Raw genomic sequence first — 16,464 nt, 5'->3', positions numbered from 1 at the left:
CGCTGGGACGGTCCCAGCACAGGCCCACCGCTGTCGGTGTATCCAAAGGTGTCGACGACGGATCCACTCGAAATTCATCGGTGCAGCCGAGATGGTGTCCACGCTCCTGCGAACACCCTGAATTCGGCATGTGCGCGTGTTGAGTTGTTATGTGCCCGAGGCCATGTAGGCGGCGAGGATGCAATTCGGGTGGCGGTCGAGATTGGTCCGAGCACCGTCATAGCGCATGGTGGTGCGAGGGTCAGCGTGGTGGGCAGCGATCTGGACGCTCGTAGGTCGACTCCGGCATCGAGCATGGTGGTGACGAAGGTGTGGCGCAGCATGTGCGGGTGCATCCGTGGTAGGCGAATCGCCGAATCCTGGGTCAGGCGGCGCAGTCGTCGTGTGGCGCAATGCCGATCCATGCGTCGTCCTCGAGTATTGAGCAGGATCGGTCCGTGGTCGCGGTCACCGGTGGCGCGGTCGATCGCTCGTCCGACCGCTGGCGGCAACGGGATCAGAACGAGCTTCGAGCCCGGGTCGCAGCAATAGCGTGCGTCCGGCTGGAACCGGATGTCCGCAGCCCGTTGATCTTCCGAGGTGCCAGGCAGCCGGTCCGGTCAGCGCGAGATGCGGCTGATCAGTACATTCGGGAGGCCTGGAGGCATCCATATCTCATGTCCGTCATGTGTCAGGACTCTGAGATCTTGACCAGCTGCTTGCCGAGGTTACGACCCTCGAAGACGGCACGCAACGCGCTCGGCGCGGATTCCAGTCCACTGCTGACGGTCTCGGCAATGGTGATCGCTCCCTGGGCCTGCCAGTCACGCAATGCCATGAAGGCTTCCGGAAAACGGTCGAGGTAATCGAGGAAGATGAACCCTTCCATACGCGCCCGGTCCAGCGCCAGCCTCATATAGTTCCGCGGCCCACATGCCGGATCGGCGCCCTGATACCCGGAAGAGATGGCCCCGGCCAGGACGACACGCGCACGACAGGCCAGGTGCGCCAAACCATGCTCGAGGATACTGCCGCCCACACCGTCGAAGAAGACGTCGACGCCGTTGGGGGCAAGACGGGTCAAACAGGCATCGACATCGTCGTGTTTGTAGTCGAGGGCGGCATCCAGACCCGCATGCTCGGTGATCCAGGAGCACTTATCCGGGCCGCCGGCGATACCGATAACCGTGCAGCCCAAAACCTTTGCGATCTGCCCCGCGATGGACCCGGTGACACCGGCCGCCGCCGAAACCAGCACCGTCTGGCCGGGCTCGGGACGGCCGATATCCGTCATACCGAAGTACGCGGTCAAACCCGGCGCTCCGAACAGACTCAGCATCGACGTAGGCGGCACACCGTCGGGCACCACGTTCAACCCGAACAACCCGCCCGCCGACCGGACGACATAGTCCTGCCACCCCACCATTCCCGCGACCCAGCTACCCACTGGACAATCCGGATCGTTCGAGCGCACCACCTGCCCGACACCACTACCACGCATCACCGCGCCGACCGGCACGGCGTCAATATAGTTGTCAGCCTCATTGAGCCAGCCCCGCTGGGTGGGATCGATCCCCAGCCAATGCACCCGAATCAAGGCCTCCCCCGGCCCCGGAACCGGCACCGGCACACTCCTCAACTCGAAGTCCTTGTCCCGCAGCGCCCCTACCGGCCGCCGCCCCAACACCCATTGCCTGTTCACCACATCCACCACCAGGCGATACTAGATCGCCTACACCCCGCCGCTCGACCTCATCTACTCCCGCGCGAAAACGCACGACATTCGGCATTTCAGTGCGTTGCGGGGGGCTGAACTGTTGGCCAGCGTTGTTCGCGGGTCCCAGCCGCGCAACTCGATATTGTGGTTCGCGCGAGCCACCGCTCGAGGTCGGCGGTCCCCGGAGCCGTGCTGGACCCTGGGCCGGTGGTGGCTGCCGTTCCGCATGCCACGGCGGCGGCGAGGCATTTCGCCGGCGGCCAGCCGGCGAGCAGGCCATGAACGAAACCGACGTTGAAGCAGTCACCGGCGCTGGTGGTATCCAGAGCCGAAATCGGTGGTGCGGCAGCGTCGTAACGTTCGCCGTTGTGTGTTGCGGTGGCTTCGGCGCTGCCGAGTTTGATCACCACGGTCGGCACAAGTTCGTTCAGCCGCGATATCGCATCGTCCATGGTCGGTGCCCTGGTCAGCCGCAGTGCTTCCTCGGCGTTGGGCGCGAAGATATCGGTGGAAGCCAGCGCGGCCCGCACTCCGGGGGCGTCGACATCGACGGCGACGATGAGCGTACCGGGTGTGAGGTGCGTGACCCGCTGGTGCCGTGGCAACGCTGGATCATCGCCGATGTCGGTGCCAGGGGGAAGTGCGCATCAATAGGGCGTGGAAGGATGGCGGCTCTCGCCTCAAATTCGGTAAACCTAAGTCTGCGAGGGGGATTCGCACCGTTGACGTGCCGCTGGAGACGCTTGATCGGTTGAACCTGCCGCGCCCGAGCGAAGAATTGTTGTTTCACACGGTCAACGACACCCCGATCACCGCGGCCTACTTCCACCGGAAGGCATGGCAGCCGGCGCTGCGCTGATTGGAGGGGCTGGCATGGCGGGATTTCACTTCCTTCGCTAAGAAGGCACTCTGGCGGGGCGCGAATCCCGAGGACCTGCTCGAGCGGCACGGCACCGCTGTCGCCACGCTCCGCACCAAGCATCTGAGCCCCTACATGCTTCGCCACACCGGCATTTCGTGGAAGCTGCAGGATGGCGTACTGATCTTCGTCCTGTCCCGCGATGCCGGGCACGAATCGGTTACCACCACCGACCGCCGCTATGGCCATATCGATCGGGACGCCAGTGAATCGGCTGCGCGGGTCATCGCGGGTCGTTTGCCCCGCGTACGTGCCGGCCTGATTGCCCTTGCCGCCTGACCGTCGCCCATTCGACGTCTGCACCGAGCAAATCCATTCCATTTCATTCCATTCCTGTGCGAACGGAATGAGATCGGAAGGGTTGGAATGGAATTCCGATGCTGAAAGCCGTCGCTGCGGCCGCTCAGCGATGGCATGGCGACCCTGGTTGGGCTACTGGACCGCTACGGGCAATTGGGCGCTGAACTGGCGGCCGTCGCCGACGATACTGGCGATCTGCTCGCCGACCTCACTGACCCGGCCACCGTCGATCGCGAGATCGCCGAGATCCAGCGCGAGGCCACCCGCTGTTGTATCTGAGGCGATTTCGCCGCGGCCGCCTCCGACGCGCTCGCTCGTGTGCTGGCCGCCCCCGATGGTGTGTGGCGGAAGGTGGTGCGCGAACGCTACTACGGCGGAGGGCAGGCGCTGCTGGATCGGTTTGCACGTTCGCGCGAGCGCACCCGCGACGCCGCACGCTACGTTGTGGTCCCCGACGGCGTCCGGATTCAGCCCGGCTACCGCGACGACCTCGCGGTCGTGCAGTTCGCCACCCACGACGACATCGGGTACACGATCTCGACCTGGCCGATGACCTGGATCGACGGTGATTGGCGTGTCCGAGTATCAGACGACATCGGAACACTTTGGGGCCTAAGAACCTGTGGTCTCCCCGCCCCGCGGCTTGGGACGAAGCCACCTTGTTCGACCTTGTCGAGATCTTCCACGACGTCGTCTCCCGGCCCCGCCGACGCTGGTATCACTCCTACGGCGGTTGTGGCTGGCACTATTCGGCGTTCACTCCGCGATCGCACGGCCTTGCTCCGGACCGTGGCATAGATCTGGGCGAGCCTTTTGTTGACGCCGCTGTAGCTGACCTGCAGGCCTCGTCTTCCTCAACATCCCCGCATTTCCCGACGTCGCCAGCCACACATTGTCAGCCCCTTCCACAACGATCGGAGATTCCGGGTGGTCGTGCGGAATCAAAACAAGCAGACACGAACCACATTGGATTCCTGACCGCCGATAAGCGAAGGTTCGAGGCGGGTACCTGACCAGTTTGCACTGCGACGTCTCCTCCAGCGGTGCAAGGGAATTGTGCCGTCAGTGACCGATGGCCCTGCTGAATCAGATCCCCGCTACCGTAGCGAAGGTCGGCGTAACCGATGTCGTGGTGCCCGGTCTCACTCGCTGACGCGGTCTATTCCGCTCACTACCGGACGGTCGGTGACGGCCTTTCTTGTGGGATCGCCCACGATGCCTGACTACTCGGCGCCGCGACTGGTGAAGTCGAAGGATCCGCCGTCGATGCCCCAGGAGATGACCCGTTCGGGGTGAATTCGGATGACCGCGCGTTCCTGGGGTTGGAACGGTGGCTCCTCGTCATCGAGCGCCTTGGCCGTGCCGCGTACCTCGATGCCGCGAATTACGTATGGCTCCAATGAAACCTGTTGGTCGATGACGAACGACACCCGGCTGCCCGCCTCGACATTGCGGTACTTTCGACTGGCACGCATCCGGATGCCCCCGATGTCGATCGTGCCGTCGGCGTTCACCCGATAGCTGGTCGGGTTATTCTGCACAACGCCGTCGGGCGAAACCGTGGCCAGCCGACCGATCCCGGCATCCGCGAGGAACTGCTGTTCGTTGATGGTGAAGGTCATGTCAGTTACTCCTCAGTGAATTCGATATCAGGTGTGCCCCGGCGATCAGCCGGAAGTTGTTGGGTGCAGGAAGCGCAAGCTGTCGCCTGCCGCGTCCCGCGCGTCTTGCGTCGGCGGTTCAGCGGGACCGCGACATCGTGGAGGATGGCTACCTCCTCCGATCTCGATGTCAGCTTCGCTGGTGACGAACTCGTACTGCGGCTGGCCGGCCTCGCCCGCCTGGCTCGCTTCTCCGCGGTCTCGCGACCGCGCACCAAATCCGAGCTGCGCCTGTTTCTGCTGGTGCACCGACCACCCCACCTACTCACGCGCGACACCGCCTACCCCGTGCTCTGAGGTCAGAACAGGATCAGCGCGGCGCACAGTCCGGCAATGGCAATGAACTGCAGGGTGACCCGGTACTTCAGAATGCTGTCCCACTTGTCCTGCAGTGCACGGGCATTGGCCGGAATGATGCCGCTCTGCGCAGCGGCGGTCTGCTGGGAATTGATCGGCTTGGCGATGCGGACGTAGAAGGCGAGCCAGGTGAACAGTGCCGCCACCGTGATCCCCGCCGCGACAGCGGCGCCGATCTGCCCGGCCAACAGCGCGATCAGCAGCGTGAGCACCGCGGTGACCATACCGCCCACACCGACAACCGGCATGCGCTTGTCGCCGTAGTAGTGACCCCATCCCGCACTCATGGTCACGGTCGCGTCATCGAGCTTGCGGTACACCGACCGCATGATCACGGCCCCGCAGACATCGGTGCCGTAGACGACGGCATTGGAGAGAACGGCGGCGGCGGCGATGATCTGGCCGGTGACAATGAGCATTTGGGCTCCCTTTCCCGAATCCTAGCAGAGTTAGAAACTGGAGCAACGGTAACATTCGTCCGCTATTTTGTCTAGCCTTGCTAGATTTTGGATCGCTACCGCGGGATCGCGCTCGGAACAGCAAGCTGCACATGCCCGTTTCGGCCGAGCGGACGCTGTCGCCCGGCAAGCCGGTCACCGAACGCTGGCAGATCTTCGGCCTGCTGGTTCCGCTGGTGGTGCTGGGGCTCATTACGGTTCCTGTCCTCGTCGACCGGGGTTGCGGGCAAACTGACCGCGTCGGGGTCGGCGATCGACGGCACCTGACACCCCCCGCCTTGACGCCGGTGAGCTGACCTGCCGCCCAGTGATGGTGCTGCAGCCCAGGCGGCGGCACCACTGCCACGCACCGAGGCCACCCGCAGAAACGCACTCATCTGCCGCATACCGCGCGATGCGATGGGTCAAAAGTGGTCGCTTCTGACCCAAGCTAGATTCGGTGCACCGGAATCGCGAAACCGCAGCTCGCCGAAACCGCGAAACGGGTCACAACCCGTGTGCGGAATCTACGGGACGAAACCAGGGATGTCGGCCCCTTGGGGGACAGTTCTGGGCATGACTCGGTTCGGATACGCGCGGGTCGGGCAGAAATTACGACTCTCAGATCGATGCGCTCACCACGGCAGAGGTCTACCGGGTCCACTGGTCGACCAATACCGCCAGGCGGGCGTCCCGCTGAGCCGGCCGCAGACGTCCACCGCGGTCCAGGGTCGCCAGGCCGTGCAGGGCGCTCCAGCCGACCTCGGTGAAGGTCTCCGGATCGTGCTCGCCCGCGAACGGTGAGAAGGCGGCGAACATGACGGCGAACGCGTCCCGCAGCGGCTGCGAGGCATTCTCGCCGAACGCGAGGTTCACCTTCATCAGGAACATCGCGTCGTAGAGCGCGGGCCGCGCGGTCGCGAAGTCGAGGTAGGACCGCGCCACCGCCGCCAACGCTGCGCGCGGCTCGCCGCCCGCGGACTCCAACGCCGTGCGGCTCCACGCGGCCATTTCCGCGATGCCTTCCTCTGCGACCGCCGTGACGATCTCGTCCTTGCCCGCGAAGTGCGAATACAGCACAGGCTGGCTGTATTCGATCCGTTCCGCCAGCCTGCGCACAGTCACCGCGTCCCAGCCCTGCGACTCGGCCAACTCCCGAGCGGTGTCGATGATCAGCCGGTGCCGTTCGGCCCGTTCCCGTTCTCGTCGCGTCTGGATCCCCATAGGCCGACTATAGCATCGCTTGATAATCTAGTGTCACTAGATTTGGTGCAATAGCATTGCTAGACACTGTGCCACCGAAGGCGGGTGTTGAGAATCGATCGATTCATGGACACTCCAGCCTGTCCAGCCCGGACAGGGCGCTGCCCGCCCACCTGGAGCGGTGGCCGGGCCACTGGGACCCTGTTCGGTGATCTAACCGCGGAGTTATGCGGCGGTCACAGGGCACCGAGATAGGTCATCACCACCAGGAGGAAAGTGGTGGTGCCGGCGAACGCAACGCCGCCGTCACGGATCACGGTGGTGATGTGCCCCGCCGCCAAAGTAGGTGAGTAGACCGGCGATGATCGCGACGATAACGCCGCACGGCAGCGTGATGGTGATCAGCAGAGCCTTACGAAGGATCTGGGTCATGAGTTGGCCTCCTGGGCTGGTACCGAACTGGTGTCAGAAACCAGCACAGCCGCACCGTGCTGCCGTCCCTGGACCACCCACACCACGCCGGAACGGTATTCCCGAAGCCATCGAATCGTCGGGCCGCGTAGTTCAGCGAACGACATCTTCACCAACGACGAATGGGAGCTGTTCGAGCAGCTACTGCTGGAACGGTGGCGCCCGCAGGCCGAGTTCGGGTTGGTGTCCATGGCGCGGCCCAGCGAGGTCGGCGCGCTGCTGGTGCGCGACATCGACCCCGAGACCGGCGCGGTGCGGATCAACAAGGCGGGGAAGGACGACGGCACCCGCCTGCGGCTGGCAAGCTGAAACCCAAGCGCGGCATCCGCACGGTCAACGTGCCGCTGGAAACCGTGGCGCGGCTAGATCTGGCGCGCCCGGGCGACGCGCTGCTGTTCCGCACCCACAACGACACATCCGTCACCGCCTACCACTACAAGAACGCCTGGCAGCCCGCGCTACGCCGCCTGTCGCGCCGGGACTTCACCCTCTTCACCAAAAGGCCCTGTGGCGCGGTGAGGACCTCGAACTGCTGCTGGCTACAACGGCGACAAGCAACCCGCCATTGAGGCCGACCCGCTGCCCAGCAGCAGCCTGCACGGCGGGCGGCGCGGTGGACAGCTCGTCGAGGAACAGCAGCCCCCGGCCCGCCCGGACCAAACGCGGCAGAAGACAGTCCAAGCGACCCGCGAACCTGCAAACAGCACAAGCCTTCATCAACCGGTGGCTCGAAATCGGTATTCCCGCAACGCAGGTCGACCGTGTCGTCGAGTTTCAGCGGCGGTGGGGCGGGCTGGTCCTGCCGCCGTCTCTGGACTATGAGGGTGCATTGGCCGCTGCGCCGGAGGTCATGCCAGGCGCGCGACTGAGGCCTGGCTGGCCCTACGTGGTCTGTACGGTGAGCCGGTAGCTGAGGGCGATTCCCTTGGTGATGTACGCGGCACCGCCGAGATGCAGCCACCGGGAGTCGCCGCCGCGTGGATCCGCCAGGTACGTAGCCCGCACATATTCGACACCAGACGGAAAGCCGCTGGCAGGTGCGGATACCGTGCTCATGACATACGCGTCGGCCCACACACGGGGTTCGGGCGCGCCGTCGAGCAGCGGCGGGACATCCGGAACAAAGACGCCGAACTCGTCGGCCGGTGCTTTTAGGGACTGGATGAACCTGCCTGTCATTGCGAGCCGCACTGTGCCGGTGTAGATCGTGCAGCTCGGCGTCAACTGCAGCGGCGGGGCGGGTTGTATGTCGAACTGCAATGCCATGCACCGACTGTACGAGCGATGATCAGCGGCTGGCGTCGTCGGCCTTCGGGGTGACGGTGCAGGCGGGACCAGGTTCCATCAGCTTGCGGATCTGCTCGGCGGCGTCGATTTAGAGCGGGCCGAAATCGGCAGAAGAGGACGATTGCCGGACGCGCGATAGGCGGCAGTAGCGGACGTACTCAACGGATGCCAACACTCTCGCGGCGGGGTCGTGCGCATGGAAGGATGTGGATATCGTTGACTGTCACAGTGTTTGGCTCGACTCGCTGGATCCTGGCGGCCCGCACTGATCGGGGGTAGTGATGAACGGGGTGGAGTGGTAGCTCTTCGGAGCTACTGGCCTCATGAATCCGGAGCCATACGATCCGGAGTCCGGTCCGCAACAGGAAAACGTAGCCAAGCGAGCCAGCGAGATTCGGTAAATGCAGCGCGTATTCCTGACTTGGTTGATCCAGATGGCTACAGATCCGCACCGGCCGGTAGTGGACGAGGTCAAGATGCTCCACACAAAGCGAGGGCTTCCCGAATCACTAACGGATGCCTACAAGATCTTGCGGAAGCCAGGGCGGCGCACGAACGCGCCGCCCCGAGGGCATATCCAAGGCGAGATCGTGCTCACGGTCGCCTGGCGACCACGACGCCATCGCCGCACAACTCATTGCGGGATGGCGGTTTTCGGATCTTTCCGGCGTCGATGTCGCGGGCTACCTGGTTGGCTCGAAGCGCACGGACAGGGCCTGCACCCCGGCCCGAGCAGTCCAGATGAGATCGACACCCTCGATCTCGGATCCCGCACCGCACGCGGAATCACCGAACAGGTAGGCCCGATCGCTGGTTCCATTCTCGAAACGCACTGTGGCATCCTGCAATTGGATACAGACGGCGCTGTCCGGCCGTGTGATCGACAAGATCTCTCCCGCCACAGTGACGTAGGAGGCCCGGCCAATGGCCGCCTGTGCGGTACCGGGCAGCAGCGCGAGCAGTGCGAGCGCCGCGACGCCCACACCGGCGGTCCTGCCGAATTCACCTGGCAATCCCATGATTTCCCTCTCTCGGCCCGCCGCCCGGGCGACTACACTGATCGATCACGCTTTAGCGTTTGTCAAATATATTGGCAGACAACGGCTGTCAACAGTATGACTGATGCGCGTATCGCTTGCTTCGATCGCTTCTGTCACCGGGTCCCGGGGGATGACCGCTTGACATTGAACTCTCCTGGTCGACAGTCGTTTCCGCGGCGATCGGAAGCCGTGTGCGGAATAATAATGCCCCGATACCACAAGATCGAACGCTGTGAACGATGAAACACATTGCAGGTAAAACGTTTTCGATGCGAGACAAGGCGGGCCTGGACCTCACTGCCCGCCGACGAAATCGTCGAGATCACCCGCGCGCTCGACGAAGCGCGGCACAGACGCACGGCCGCACCGATGCGGCCGCCGACTCCGCCCGGGTACCAGGCCGACGACAGCGCAACAGAAAACGATCGAGCCACTGCACCGAACCGCCCCGGAGGTGGCCGTCGGAATTCCTGCCACTGCGGCCAGCGACGTCTTCGCCCTCGGAGCGATCTTCGTTTTCGCCGCTACCGGCACCGGGCCGTTCGGCAAAGGGACACCCAGGTTCTGCTGCAACGAGTCGTGGGCACACCGCCGAACCTGACCTGGGTACCGGCGGATCTGCACGAATCGCTCGAACACTGCCTAGCCAAGGACTCGGCCCGGCGGCCCAGCGCCGACGCACTAGCCGACCTTCTCGACGACAGACCGTGCGGTGATGTATGAGCGGCGACCGGCGGTACGCGGCATGGGGCGTTCGGGTGGCAGCCGGGATAGTCGATGGGCTGCTCGTCGTCGCGGTGCTGGTGTTGGTGCGGCTGATCGAGATACCCATCCGTGACGCGTGGGCGCCGCAGAGTGAAGACCTGGGCCGGACGGTTGGCGCCATCGAATACATCGAAGGCAACAGGCGAGTCCTGCGGGCCTTCGGCGTGATCGACGTCGTCCTGCTGACCGCCACCCTGATCGTCAACACCGTGATCGCGCACGGGCGCACGGGCCGAAGCCTGGGCAAGTGGCTACTCGGCATCCGCCTGGTGGACAGAGCCTCCGCGCGTCCGGTCGGTATCGGCCGCGCGCTGGCCCGCCAGCTGGCCCACCTCGTGGACTCCCTGCCCTGCTTCCTCGGCTACCTGTGGCCGATCTGGGACCCGCAACGACAGACTTTCGCCGACAAACTGACCGACACGATCGTCGTGCCTGTCGACGCCTCCGAGCAGCGATCGCCTGAGCCCGGCCGATTGCCCGTAGTGGCGCCGCAGCAGGCGAGTAGACAAGCGGACACTCAGCCCGCGCTCTGGCCTGACTCGTCGTCGACACCGACGGAGAGCGCAGACGCGAGTCGTTCGCCCCGCGACACCGTACCCGTTGCCGAGGACGGAGTTTCACTGCAGCAGTTCGTCGAGTCACACGGCCCGCTGTCGGAGACTGCGGTGCGCGCGCTGGGCGTCCGTGTCGCTCGAAACCTCGCCGACGAGCACGAGAGTGGCCGGACACACGGCAACCTCGCCCCCGACACCGTCTCGATCGGACCCGACCAGCGACCGGCCTCTACACGCAGCACCCTCGTCGGCTACGCCGCCCCCGAAGTCGCCGTGGGAATGCCGGCTACGCCTTTCAGCGACGTTTTCGCACTCGGTGCGCTGTTGGTGTATGCCACCACCGGCACCGGCCCGTTCGGCGACGGTGCACCGCACGTGCTACTGCAGCGCGTGGTAGCCGCCCAACCCGACCTCACCTGGGCACCCACATCACTGCGTGAACCGCTCCTGCAGTGCCTGGCCAAAGACCCGGCACAGCGGCCGAGCGCCGCTGACATCACCGTGCTGTTGGCGGCCGGTGACGCCGCCACGAGGGGGCCGGCCACCACGGCGCCGTCGTTACCGCCGGTCGGCGACCAACCTGTCCAGGACGAAACAGGCAGCGCCCCGTCAACCCCTGGGCAATCCGTCTCGGCGGCTCCGGGCCGACCGCGTATCAGACCGGTGTTCGCTGCCCTGATGACATTCGTTGTCCTCGTGGTCGTCATGGTCGCCTACGTAGCATTGGTGCACGACTCGGGTCATGCGGCCGCCCGCCCGGGCCCCCGATCGCTGTCGACCGACACGGTTCAGTTCACCGTCCGCGCCGACGGCGCCGGTGTCGTCTCCGCGATCGCTGCCGATGACGCCGGTGGCGTCTACATGACGATCAACAACAGCCGCTACTACCCGCCGTACGGGTGGGCCGCACTGAAATTCGGCCCCAGCTCGCCCCACCCGACGCCTCTGCCGCTCCAGGCCGAATACGTGTGGTTCGCGACCGGAACCGCCGTCGACGACAGCGGCGCCGCATTCCTCACCGACGGCCGCCGGATCTGGAAACTGGCTCCCGGAATCCTCTCGACCACCGAACTGCCACTTCACGTCCCGCGACAGCACGACATCAGCCGCAACGACATGATAGAGGTGATCACCGTCGATGCGGCATACAACCTTTACCTCGGGAGTGAATCGTGGGTGCTGAAATTCGCTCCCGGAGCGACGGAACCGATCGCACTGCCATTCCCTCAGGGCAAAATACACGGTGTCGCAGCCGATCCCGCGGGTAACGTTTACGCGTCCATCGACAAGACAATCTTCAAGCTGCCTGCCGGGGCGTCGAAGGCGGTCGAGCTGCAATTTCCCAGGTTGGCTCACGACGGCATCGAAGGCGTCGCAGTCGATGACTTCGGCACCCTGTACGCCGTGGAACGCGGCAACGTCTACCTCACGGACAGCCCCGGCTGGCAGATCGTGGCCTGGCACCCGGAGCCACCAGCGCCGAACCGGTCGCAACCCTGGCAACCCAACCCACAGGCAGTATCGCCGTCGACCGAAAAGGCGCCGTCTACGCCACCACATATGACGTCCGAGACGACAAGGGTGTCATCGACGTGCACAAAATCACCCCGTAAAGCGCAACAGTCAAGTTTCGAGCATGGAAGGCACACAACGGCTTTCAAATCTCCGCATGGTCGGACTCAGTCGGCGACGCCGTGCGGCGGTCCGTGGGGCTCGTGGGTCCACCCTCCGGCTCACCGATAGCCAATGTCGTCGACGCGGCGGCCGACGAAACGGGGCTGGGGCATGTGTATTGGCCGGGCCCGTTCGGCGGACACCCGGCCGCCCATTTCTGGGACGAACCGGCCGGGCCCGCGTCAGCTCCGCGCGGCTACACTCCGAGCTGCGCCGCCAGTGCGGCGGCGGTTGCGGGGAACCGGTCGAGCAAACCGGTTACCTCGCGGTTGCCGGCCTCCTGCCAGCCGCCCGCGACGCCGAGCAGTCCGGCGAGCGCGTCGCAGGCGGCGGGGTGGGCGGCCAGTAGTTCGGTGACCGGCCCGCGCGGTGCCGCAGCCACCGGCGTTGCGGCCGTGGTGAATTCGACCGACCAGGGCGGCACGAAGGTGTCCACGGCGGGCAGTGCGCCGGGGAAGGTGCGGCCCGCTTCCCGGACCAGTCCCGGGATCAGGTCGCCCGCCTGGTCCTTCAGAGTGGTGATGAGCTTCGGCAGCCACGGCAGCAGCACCGCGTCCGGCAGCGTGCCGAAGGCCTTCGACAACAGCTCCACCACAAAGGGTTTCAGCGACGGAGCGGGGTCGATGGCCTGTACGAAACCGCTCACGTACTGCGGAACCGTCGGCAGCACCAGCGGATTGGCCAGCATCCCGTCGCACCGCTCGCGCAGCTCGGCCATGGTCAGCATGCTGAGCTGGAACCGTGCCGCCCACAACAGGGCGACCTTGGAAGGCGCCTCCGGATGCGATTGCAGCACCGCCAGTTCCAGCTGGGTGTGATCGCAGCCCAGTGACAGCGCCAGGTTCTCCATCCCGAACAGGAAGCCCAGCATGGCCGCCACCTGCGCCGGTCCGGTCTCCTCGGCGGCGAAGGCGGTGGGCAGCAGGGTGCAGTAGTGCGCGTACCCGGCCGTCACGAAACGTTCGCACCACGCCGGCAAGCCGCCTTCGGTGGAGCGGAAGTAGTTGAGCAGCATCCGGATACGCCGAAGCACGACGGGCGCATCGTCGACCGTTCGCTCGGCGGCGAGGAGTTCGACCGCGCGATTGCCCAGCTCGTCGGCGAGCCGGACCGATCCCAGATACACCAGCGCGTCCTCGACCGCGCCCAGCGCCACGGCCGCTGTCGTGTCCGGTGCGTCGACCGCACGCCGCAGGCGCTGTTCCAGCACCTGCTCGACCGACACGCCCTCGTAGCCGAGCTCCACCAGCGAGCGCTGGTATTTGCCGAGCCCGATATCCCAGCTCTCCTGGATCGAGGTCTCACCCAGTCCGCGCGAACCCATAATGGGCCGCAGTGCGTCTTGCGGCAGCAACCTGCGCAGCAGCCACAGCAGATCCGAGCATGGACGCAGGTCCGGATTCACCTTCAGGTCCAGCAGTGCGCGCTGCAGCGTCCGCTTGGACAGGTCCAGTCCCAACGGTTGCAGCCGGTCGAGCGCATCACGGGCCAGCGGCGGCAGTGCCGCGTATCCGACCTGGCCGATGCGGTCGCCGCCGAGCAGGATTTCGCACAGCCGCCGCACATCGCGCCGCCCCGGCACCCGGTCCTTCTCGAGGCAGGTGACGGCCGCGTCCTGGAAGTCGTACGGCGTCGGACGGGCCCGATTGCGCAAGCCCGCCAGCAGGATCGAGGTCTCGAAGATGGCGATGGCGTCGGCGGTGCTGGCCAGGTAGCCATTGCGCCGGGCCAGCCGGACGATATCCACCGACCATTCCAGCAGTTCGGCCTCATCGAGTGGGTCCAGCACCGGCGGCCGGGACAGGAAGCCCGAAAGGTGGTCCGTCACTTCGGCTTCCGGTTCCGCTGGCAGCAGCGGCGGCTTCCTGGAGCGCTTCTTCGTTCCCTGCTGGCCCTCCAGCTGGAACGACTGCAATCTGCCGCGCCGCAATCCCTTCGCCCAGGTGGCCGCCGCGATCGACACCGCGCCGCCGGCCAGCCCGAACTGCACCTCGATGGCGGAATGGCTGGACGGGATGAGCCCGTAGTGCCACTTGGTGGCCGAGCGCGACGAGATCTCGAACGCCGCGTCCGACTCCAGCCCGAACTGTTCGACCGGGCTGGCCGCATGGGCCGCGCCGCACACATACAACACCTGTGCCGGATCGATGTCGTTAGCGGCCAGGTGTTCCCGCATGCGGGTCCACATGTACCGCTCGCGGTGCTCGTCCTCGATGGTGCTGCCGCGCCGTAGCCGCCGGAACAGGCTGCCGATCATCACCATGACCTGGCGGTAGGTGTCGTAATCGGCGTCCACGAGGGGCTGCTCCACGTACTGGTCCCACCATTCCGACCAGTGCCGGACCTTGCCGTGGTGCAGTAGGTGTTCTTCGAGTTCGGCGAAACGCGGTCGCAGATCACCGATTTCGATGCCCACCGCAGCGCCGTGTAGGCCCTCGTCCTCGGGCGGCTCGTCGTCGGCAGGTGTTTCCGACTCCGCCCTTTTGGGAGCCCACTGGAAGACGTGATCGGTGGACCGATCCACCAGTACCAGTTCGACACCAGGCGTTTCGAGCGCATAGGCGATGGCCTGGTACTCGGCCGACGATTCGGTGATCGGCGCGACCACCGACAGCGGTGCCCATTCCGCCGGGAAACCCTCGATATCGGTGGCGAAGGCCTGCAAGGCGACCGGCAACCGGCAGTTGCGCAGTTCGTCCAGCAGCGGCCGCAAGTCTTCGCACAGTTCCAGGTAGATGACGCTCGGCTGCTTTTCGCGCAGCCGCCGCACCATGGCCAGACCAGAGGCGGGTGAGTGGTGACAGACCGGGAAGATCTCCAACCGCTCCGACAGCGCCCGGTCGACATCGTCGACCATGCCCGTCAGGATGTCGCCCGCCGCCCCAGGCATCCCGGCGAACGCGACGGCCGCGTCCGCCAACTGATCCCGCAGCGCGGCAAAGGTATTCGGCGTGGACCGGGTATCGGAGACGATCACGACAGCCTCGCGATCGCCGCCCGGCCGCCCTCCAGGAATTCACCCCAGGCGGCATTGCCCTTCTTGTCCTTGGTACGCGGCTCGACCACGCCGTGCAGGTACTTGTTGAGAATGGCCAGGTCCTCGGGCGTGCGCCGGGCCAGGGACCCGACCAGCGAACCGGCGAGGGTCTCGGCGCGCAATTCCTTCGCACCGAAGAACTGGCTGTGCAGGATGGCGTCCTCGAGCACACCGATCTGCTCGGCGGTGGACAGCGCCGATTCCAGCTTGCCGTCGTCGCTGGTGGCGGCGGCCGCGGCGGCGCGCAGATCGGCGAAGCTCTCCAGCAGGATGTCCAGCAGCGTGGGTGGCAGTTCCAGTTCAAGGGAATGGCGGCGCAGCAGTTCCGCGGTGCGGAAACGCACGATCTCCGCCTCGCTCTTCTTGTTGGACACCACCGGAATGCGCACGAAGTTGAAGCGCCGCTTGAGCGCCGAGGACAGGTCGTTCACACCCCGGTCGCGGCTGTTGGCGGTGGCGATGATGGAGAAGCCCGGCTGCGCGAACACCACATTGTCGTCGTCGAGCTCGGGGATGGAGACGTACTTCTCCGACAGGATGGAGATCAGCGCGTCCTGCACGTCGCTGGTGGAGCGGGTGAGCTCCTCGAAGCGGCCGATCACGCCCTGCTCCATGGCGGTCATGATCGGGGACGGGATCATCGACTCCCTCGACTGCCCCTTGGCGATGACCATGGAGATGTTCCACGAGTACTTGATGTGGTCCTCGGTGGTGCCGGCGGTGCCCTGCACCACCAGTGTGGAATTGCGGCTGATGGCCGCGGCCAGCAGCTCGGCCAGCCAGCTCTTGCCGGTACCCGGATCACCGATGAGCAGCAGACCCCGGTCCGAGGCCAGGGTGACAATGCTGCGCTCGACGAAACTGCGGTCACCGAACCACTTCTGCTCCACCTGGCGGTCCAGTCCGTCGGCGCGTTCGGAGCCGAGAATGAACAGCCGCACCATCTTCGGGCTCAGCCGCCACGCGAACGGCTTGGGGCCGTCGTCGACGGACTCCAGCCAATCCAGTTCCTCGGCGTACTTGACCTCGGCGGGGGCGCGCAAAACGTCGTTCATGATGGCTG

Annotated in this window: 18 protein-coding genes; 6 read left to right on the top strand and 12 right to left on the bottom strand. The window is 65.5% G+C overall.

Annotated elements, in window-relative coordinates; genetic code table 11:
- Positions 1 to 74 precede the first annotated feature (74 nt).
- The 3 genes from OHB12_RS36330 to OHB12_RS16740 form a co-directional block, all read right to left on the bottom strand.
- On the bottom strand, positions 75 to 491 hold the full coding sequence (locus OHB12_RS36330; protein WP_442800052.1) for a tyrosine-type recombinase/integrase: 417 nt from the start codon (positions 489 to 491) through the stop codon (positions 75 to 77).
- 179 nt (positions 492 to 670) lie between these two features.
- A complete protein-coding gene (locus OHB12_RS16745; RefSeq protein ID WP_327120597.1) occupies positions 671 to 1,693 on the bottom strand; it encodes an NADP-dependent oxidoreductase in 1,023 nt (340 codons plus the stop codon).
- A gap of 77 nt (positions 1,694 to 1,770) precedes the next feature.
- On the bottom strand, positions 1,771 to 2,301 hold the full coding sequence (locus OHB12_RS16740; protein WP_327120595.1) for a carbohydrate kinase family protein: 531 nt from the start codon (positions 2,299 to 2,301) through the stop codon (positions 1,771 to 1,773).
- A gap of 254 nt (positions 2,302 to 2,555) precedes the next feature.
- Between OHB12_RS16740 and OHB12_RS16735 the strand changes: the two genes are divergently transcribed.
- Positions 2,556 to 2,894 carry a hypothetical protein gene (locus tag OHB12_RS16735; RefSeq protein WP_327120593.1) on the top strand — a complete coding sequence of 113 codons (339 nt, stop codon included), beginning with the start codon at positions 2,556 to 2,558 and terminating at the stop codon, positions 2,892 to 2,894.
- 153 nt (positions 2,895 to 3,047) lie between these two features.
- Here the strand turns inward: OHB12_RS16735 and OHB12_RS16730 are convergent, their stop codons facing one another.
- On the bottom strand, positions 3,048 to 3,431 hold the full coding sequence (locus OHB12_RS16730; protein ID WP_327120591.1) for a hypothetical protein: 384 nt from the start codon (positions 3,429 to 3,431) through the stop codon (positions 3,048 to 3,050).
- A 707-nt stretch (positions 3,432 to 4,138) separates the two neighbouring features.
- Positions 4,139 to 4,537: a PPOX class F420-dependent oxidoreductase gene (locus OHB12_RS16725; RefSeq protein ID WP_327120589.1), complete on the bottom strand. Its 399-nt coding sequence runs from the start codon at positions 4,535 to 4,537 to the stop codon at positions 4,139 to 4,141.
- A gap of 144 nt (positions 4,538 to 4,681) precedes the next feature.
- On the opposite strand from OHB12_RS16725, the gene OHB12_RS16720 reads away from it, so the two are divergent.
- Positions 4,682 to 4,873, top strand: a complete 192-nt coding sequence (locus tag OHB12_RS16720) for a hypothetical protein (protein ID WP_327120587.1) — start codon at positions 4,682 to 4,684, stop codon at positions 4,871 to 4,873.
- Between the two features lie 2 nt (positions 4,874 to 4,875).
- Here OHB12_RS16720 and OHB12_RS16715 read toward each other — a convergent pair whose 3' ends face one another.
- Entirely contained in the window at positions 4,876 to 5,352 is a 477-nt protein-coding gene (locus OHB12_RS16715; RefSeq protein WP_327120585.1) for a DUF1772 domain-containing protein, read from the bottom strand.
- A gap of 131 nt (positions 5,353 to 5,483) precedes the next feature.
- On the opposite strand from OHB12_RS16715, the gene OHB12_RS16710 reads away from it, so the two are divergent.
- On the top strand, positions 5,484 to 5,687 hold the full coding sequence (locus tag OHB12_RS16710; RefSeq protein WP_327120583.1) for a hypothetical protein: 204 nt from the start codon (positions 5,484 to 5,486) through the stop codon (positions 5,685 to 5,687).
- A gap of 334 nt (positions 5,688 to 6,021) precedes the next feature.
- Here OHB12_RS16710 and OHB12_RS16705 read toward each other — a convergent pair whose 3' ends face one another.
- Positions 6,022 to 6,594 carry a TetR/AcrR family transcriptional regulator gene (locus tag OHB12_RS16705; protein WP_327120581.1) on the bottom strand — a complete coding sequence of 191 codons (573 nt, stop codon included), beginning with the start codon at positions 6,592 to 6,594 and terminating at the stop codon, positions 6,022 to 6,024.
- 285 nt (positions 6,595 to 6,879) lie between these two features.
- On the bottom strand, positions 6,880 to 7,005 hold the full coding sequence (locus tag OHB12_RS16700) for a hypothetical protein (RefSeq protein WP_327120579.1): 126 nt from the start codon (positions 7,003 to 7,005) through the stop codon (positions 6,880 to 6,882).
- 3 nt (positions 7,006 to 7,008) lie between these two features.
- Between OHB12_RS16700 and OHB12_RS16695 the strand changes: the two genes are divergently transcribed.
- Together OHB12_RS16695 and OHB12_RS16690 are read left to right on the top strand one after the other, a co-directional pair.
- Positions 7,009 to 7,353, top strand: a complete 345-nt coding sequence (locus tag OHB12_RS16695) for a hypothetical protein (protein WP_327120577.1) — start codon at positions 7,009 to 7,011, stop codon at positions 7,351 to 7,353.
- Between the two features lie 29 nt (positions 7,354 to 7,382).
- The gene (locus tag OHB12_RS16690) at positions 7,383 to 7,613 is read left to right on the top strand and encodes a hypothetical protein (RefSeq protein WP_327121818.1); all 231 of its coding nucleotides are present in this window, start codon (positions 7,383 to 7,385) and stop codon (positions 7,611 to 7,613) included.
- Between the two features lie 313 nt (positions 7,614 to 7,926).
- Here the strand turns inward: OHB12_RS16690 and OHB12_RS16685 are convergent, their stop codons facing one another.
- Together OHB12_RS16685 and OHB12_RS16680 are read right to left on the bottom strand one after the other, a co-directional pair.
- Positions 7,927 to 8,310: a hypothetical protein gene (locus OHB12_RS16685; RefSeq protein ID WP_327120575.1), complete on the bottom strand. Its 384-nt coding sequence runs from the start codon at positions 8,308 to 8,310 to the stop codon at positions 7,927 to 7,929.
- 704 nt (positions 8,311 to 9,014) lie between these two features.
- A complete protein-coding gene (locus OHB12_RS16680) occupies positions 9,015 to 9,350 on the bottom strand; it encodes a hypothetical protein (protein ID WP_327120574.1) in 336 nt (111 codons plus the stop codon).
- Positions 9,351 to 10,090: 740 nt separating this feature from the next.
- Between OHB12_RS16680 and OHB12_RS16675 the strand changes: the two genes are divergently transcribed.
- Entirely contained in the window at positions 10,091 to 12,433 is a 2,343-nt protein-coding gene (locus OHB12_RS16675) for an RDD family protein (RefSeq protein ID WP_327120573.1), read from the top strand.
- Between the two features lie 127 nt (positions 12,434 to 12,560).
- On the opposite strand, the gene OHB12_RS16670 is transcribed toward OHB12_RS16675, so the two are convergent.
- Positions 12,561 to 15,341, bottom strand: coding sequence for a DUF5682 family protein (locus OHB12_RS16670; RefSeq protein ID WP_327120571.1), 2,781 nt, complete (start codon positions 15,339 to 15,341; stop codon positions 12,561 to 12,563).
- Entirely contained in the window at positions 15,338 to 16,456 is a 1,119-nt protein-coding gene (locus tag OHB12_RS16665) for an ATP-binding protein (protein ID WP_327120569.1), read from the bottom strand. The genes OHB12_RS16670 and OHB12_RS16665 overlap by 4 nt, the downstream gene beginning before the upstream one ends.
- Positions 16,457 to 16,464: the final 8 nt, after the last annotated feature.

The organism is Nocardia sp. NBC_01730, from assembly GCF_035920445.1.
Taxonomy (GTDB): domain Bacteria; phylum Actinomycetota; class Actinomycetes; order Mycobacteriales; family Mycobacteriaceae; genus Nocardia.
This window is presented reverse-complemented; position numbering and strand designations above follow the sequence as displayed.

Bases quoted from the DNA above. Each gene is read 5' to 3' on its own strand.
- OHB12_RS16725 (WP_327120589.1), bottom strand. From the start codon at position 4,537: ATGACCTTCACCATCAACGAACAGCAGTTCCTCGCGGATGCCGGGATC.
- OHB12_RS16720 (WP_327120587.1), top strand. From the start codon at position 4,682: ATGGCTACCTCCTCCGATCTCGATGTCAGCTTCGCTGGTGACGAACTC.
- OHB12_RS16715 (WP_327120585.1), bottom strand. From the start codon at position 5,352: ATGCTCATTGTCACCGGCCAGATCATCGCCGCCGCCGCCGTTCTCTCC.
- OHB12_RS16710 (WP_327120583.1), top strand. From the start codon at position 5,484: ATGCCCGTTTCGGCCGAGCGGACGCTGTCGCCCGGCAAGCCGGTCACC.
- OHB12_RS16705 (WP_327120581.1), bottom strand. From the start codon at position 6,594: ATGGGGATCCAGACGCGACGAGAACGGGAACGGGCCGAACGGCACCGG.
- OHB12_RS16700 (WP_327120579.1), bottom strand. From the start codon at position 7,005: ATGACCCAGATCCTTCGTAAGGCTCTGCTGATCACCATCACGCTGCCG.
- OHB12_RS16685 (WP_327120575.1), bottom strand. From the start codon at position 8,310: ATGGCATTGCAGTTCGACATACAACCCGCCCCGCCGCTGCAGTTGACG.
- OHB12_RS16680 (WP_327120574.1), bottom strand. From the start codon at position 9,350: ATGGGATTGCCAGGTGAATTCGGCAGGACCGCCGGTGTGGGCGTCGCG.
- OHB12_RS16675 (WP_327120573.1), top strand. From the start codon at position 10,091: ATGAGCGGCGACCGGCGGTACGCGGCATGGGGCGTTCGGGTGGCAGCC.
- OHB12_RS16665 (WP_327120569.1), bottom strand. From the start codon at position 16,456: ATGAACGACGTTTTGCGCGCCCCCGCCGAGGTCAAGTACGCCGAGGAA.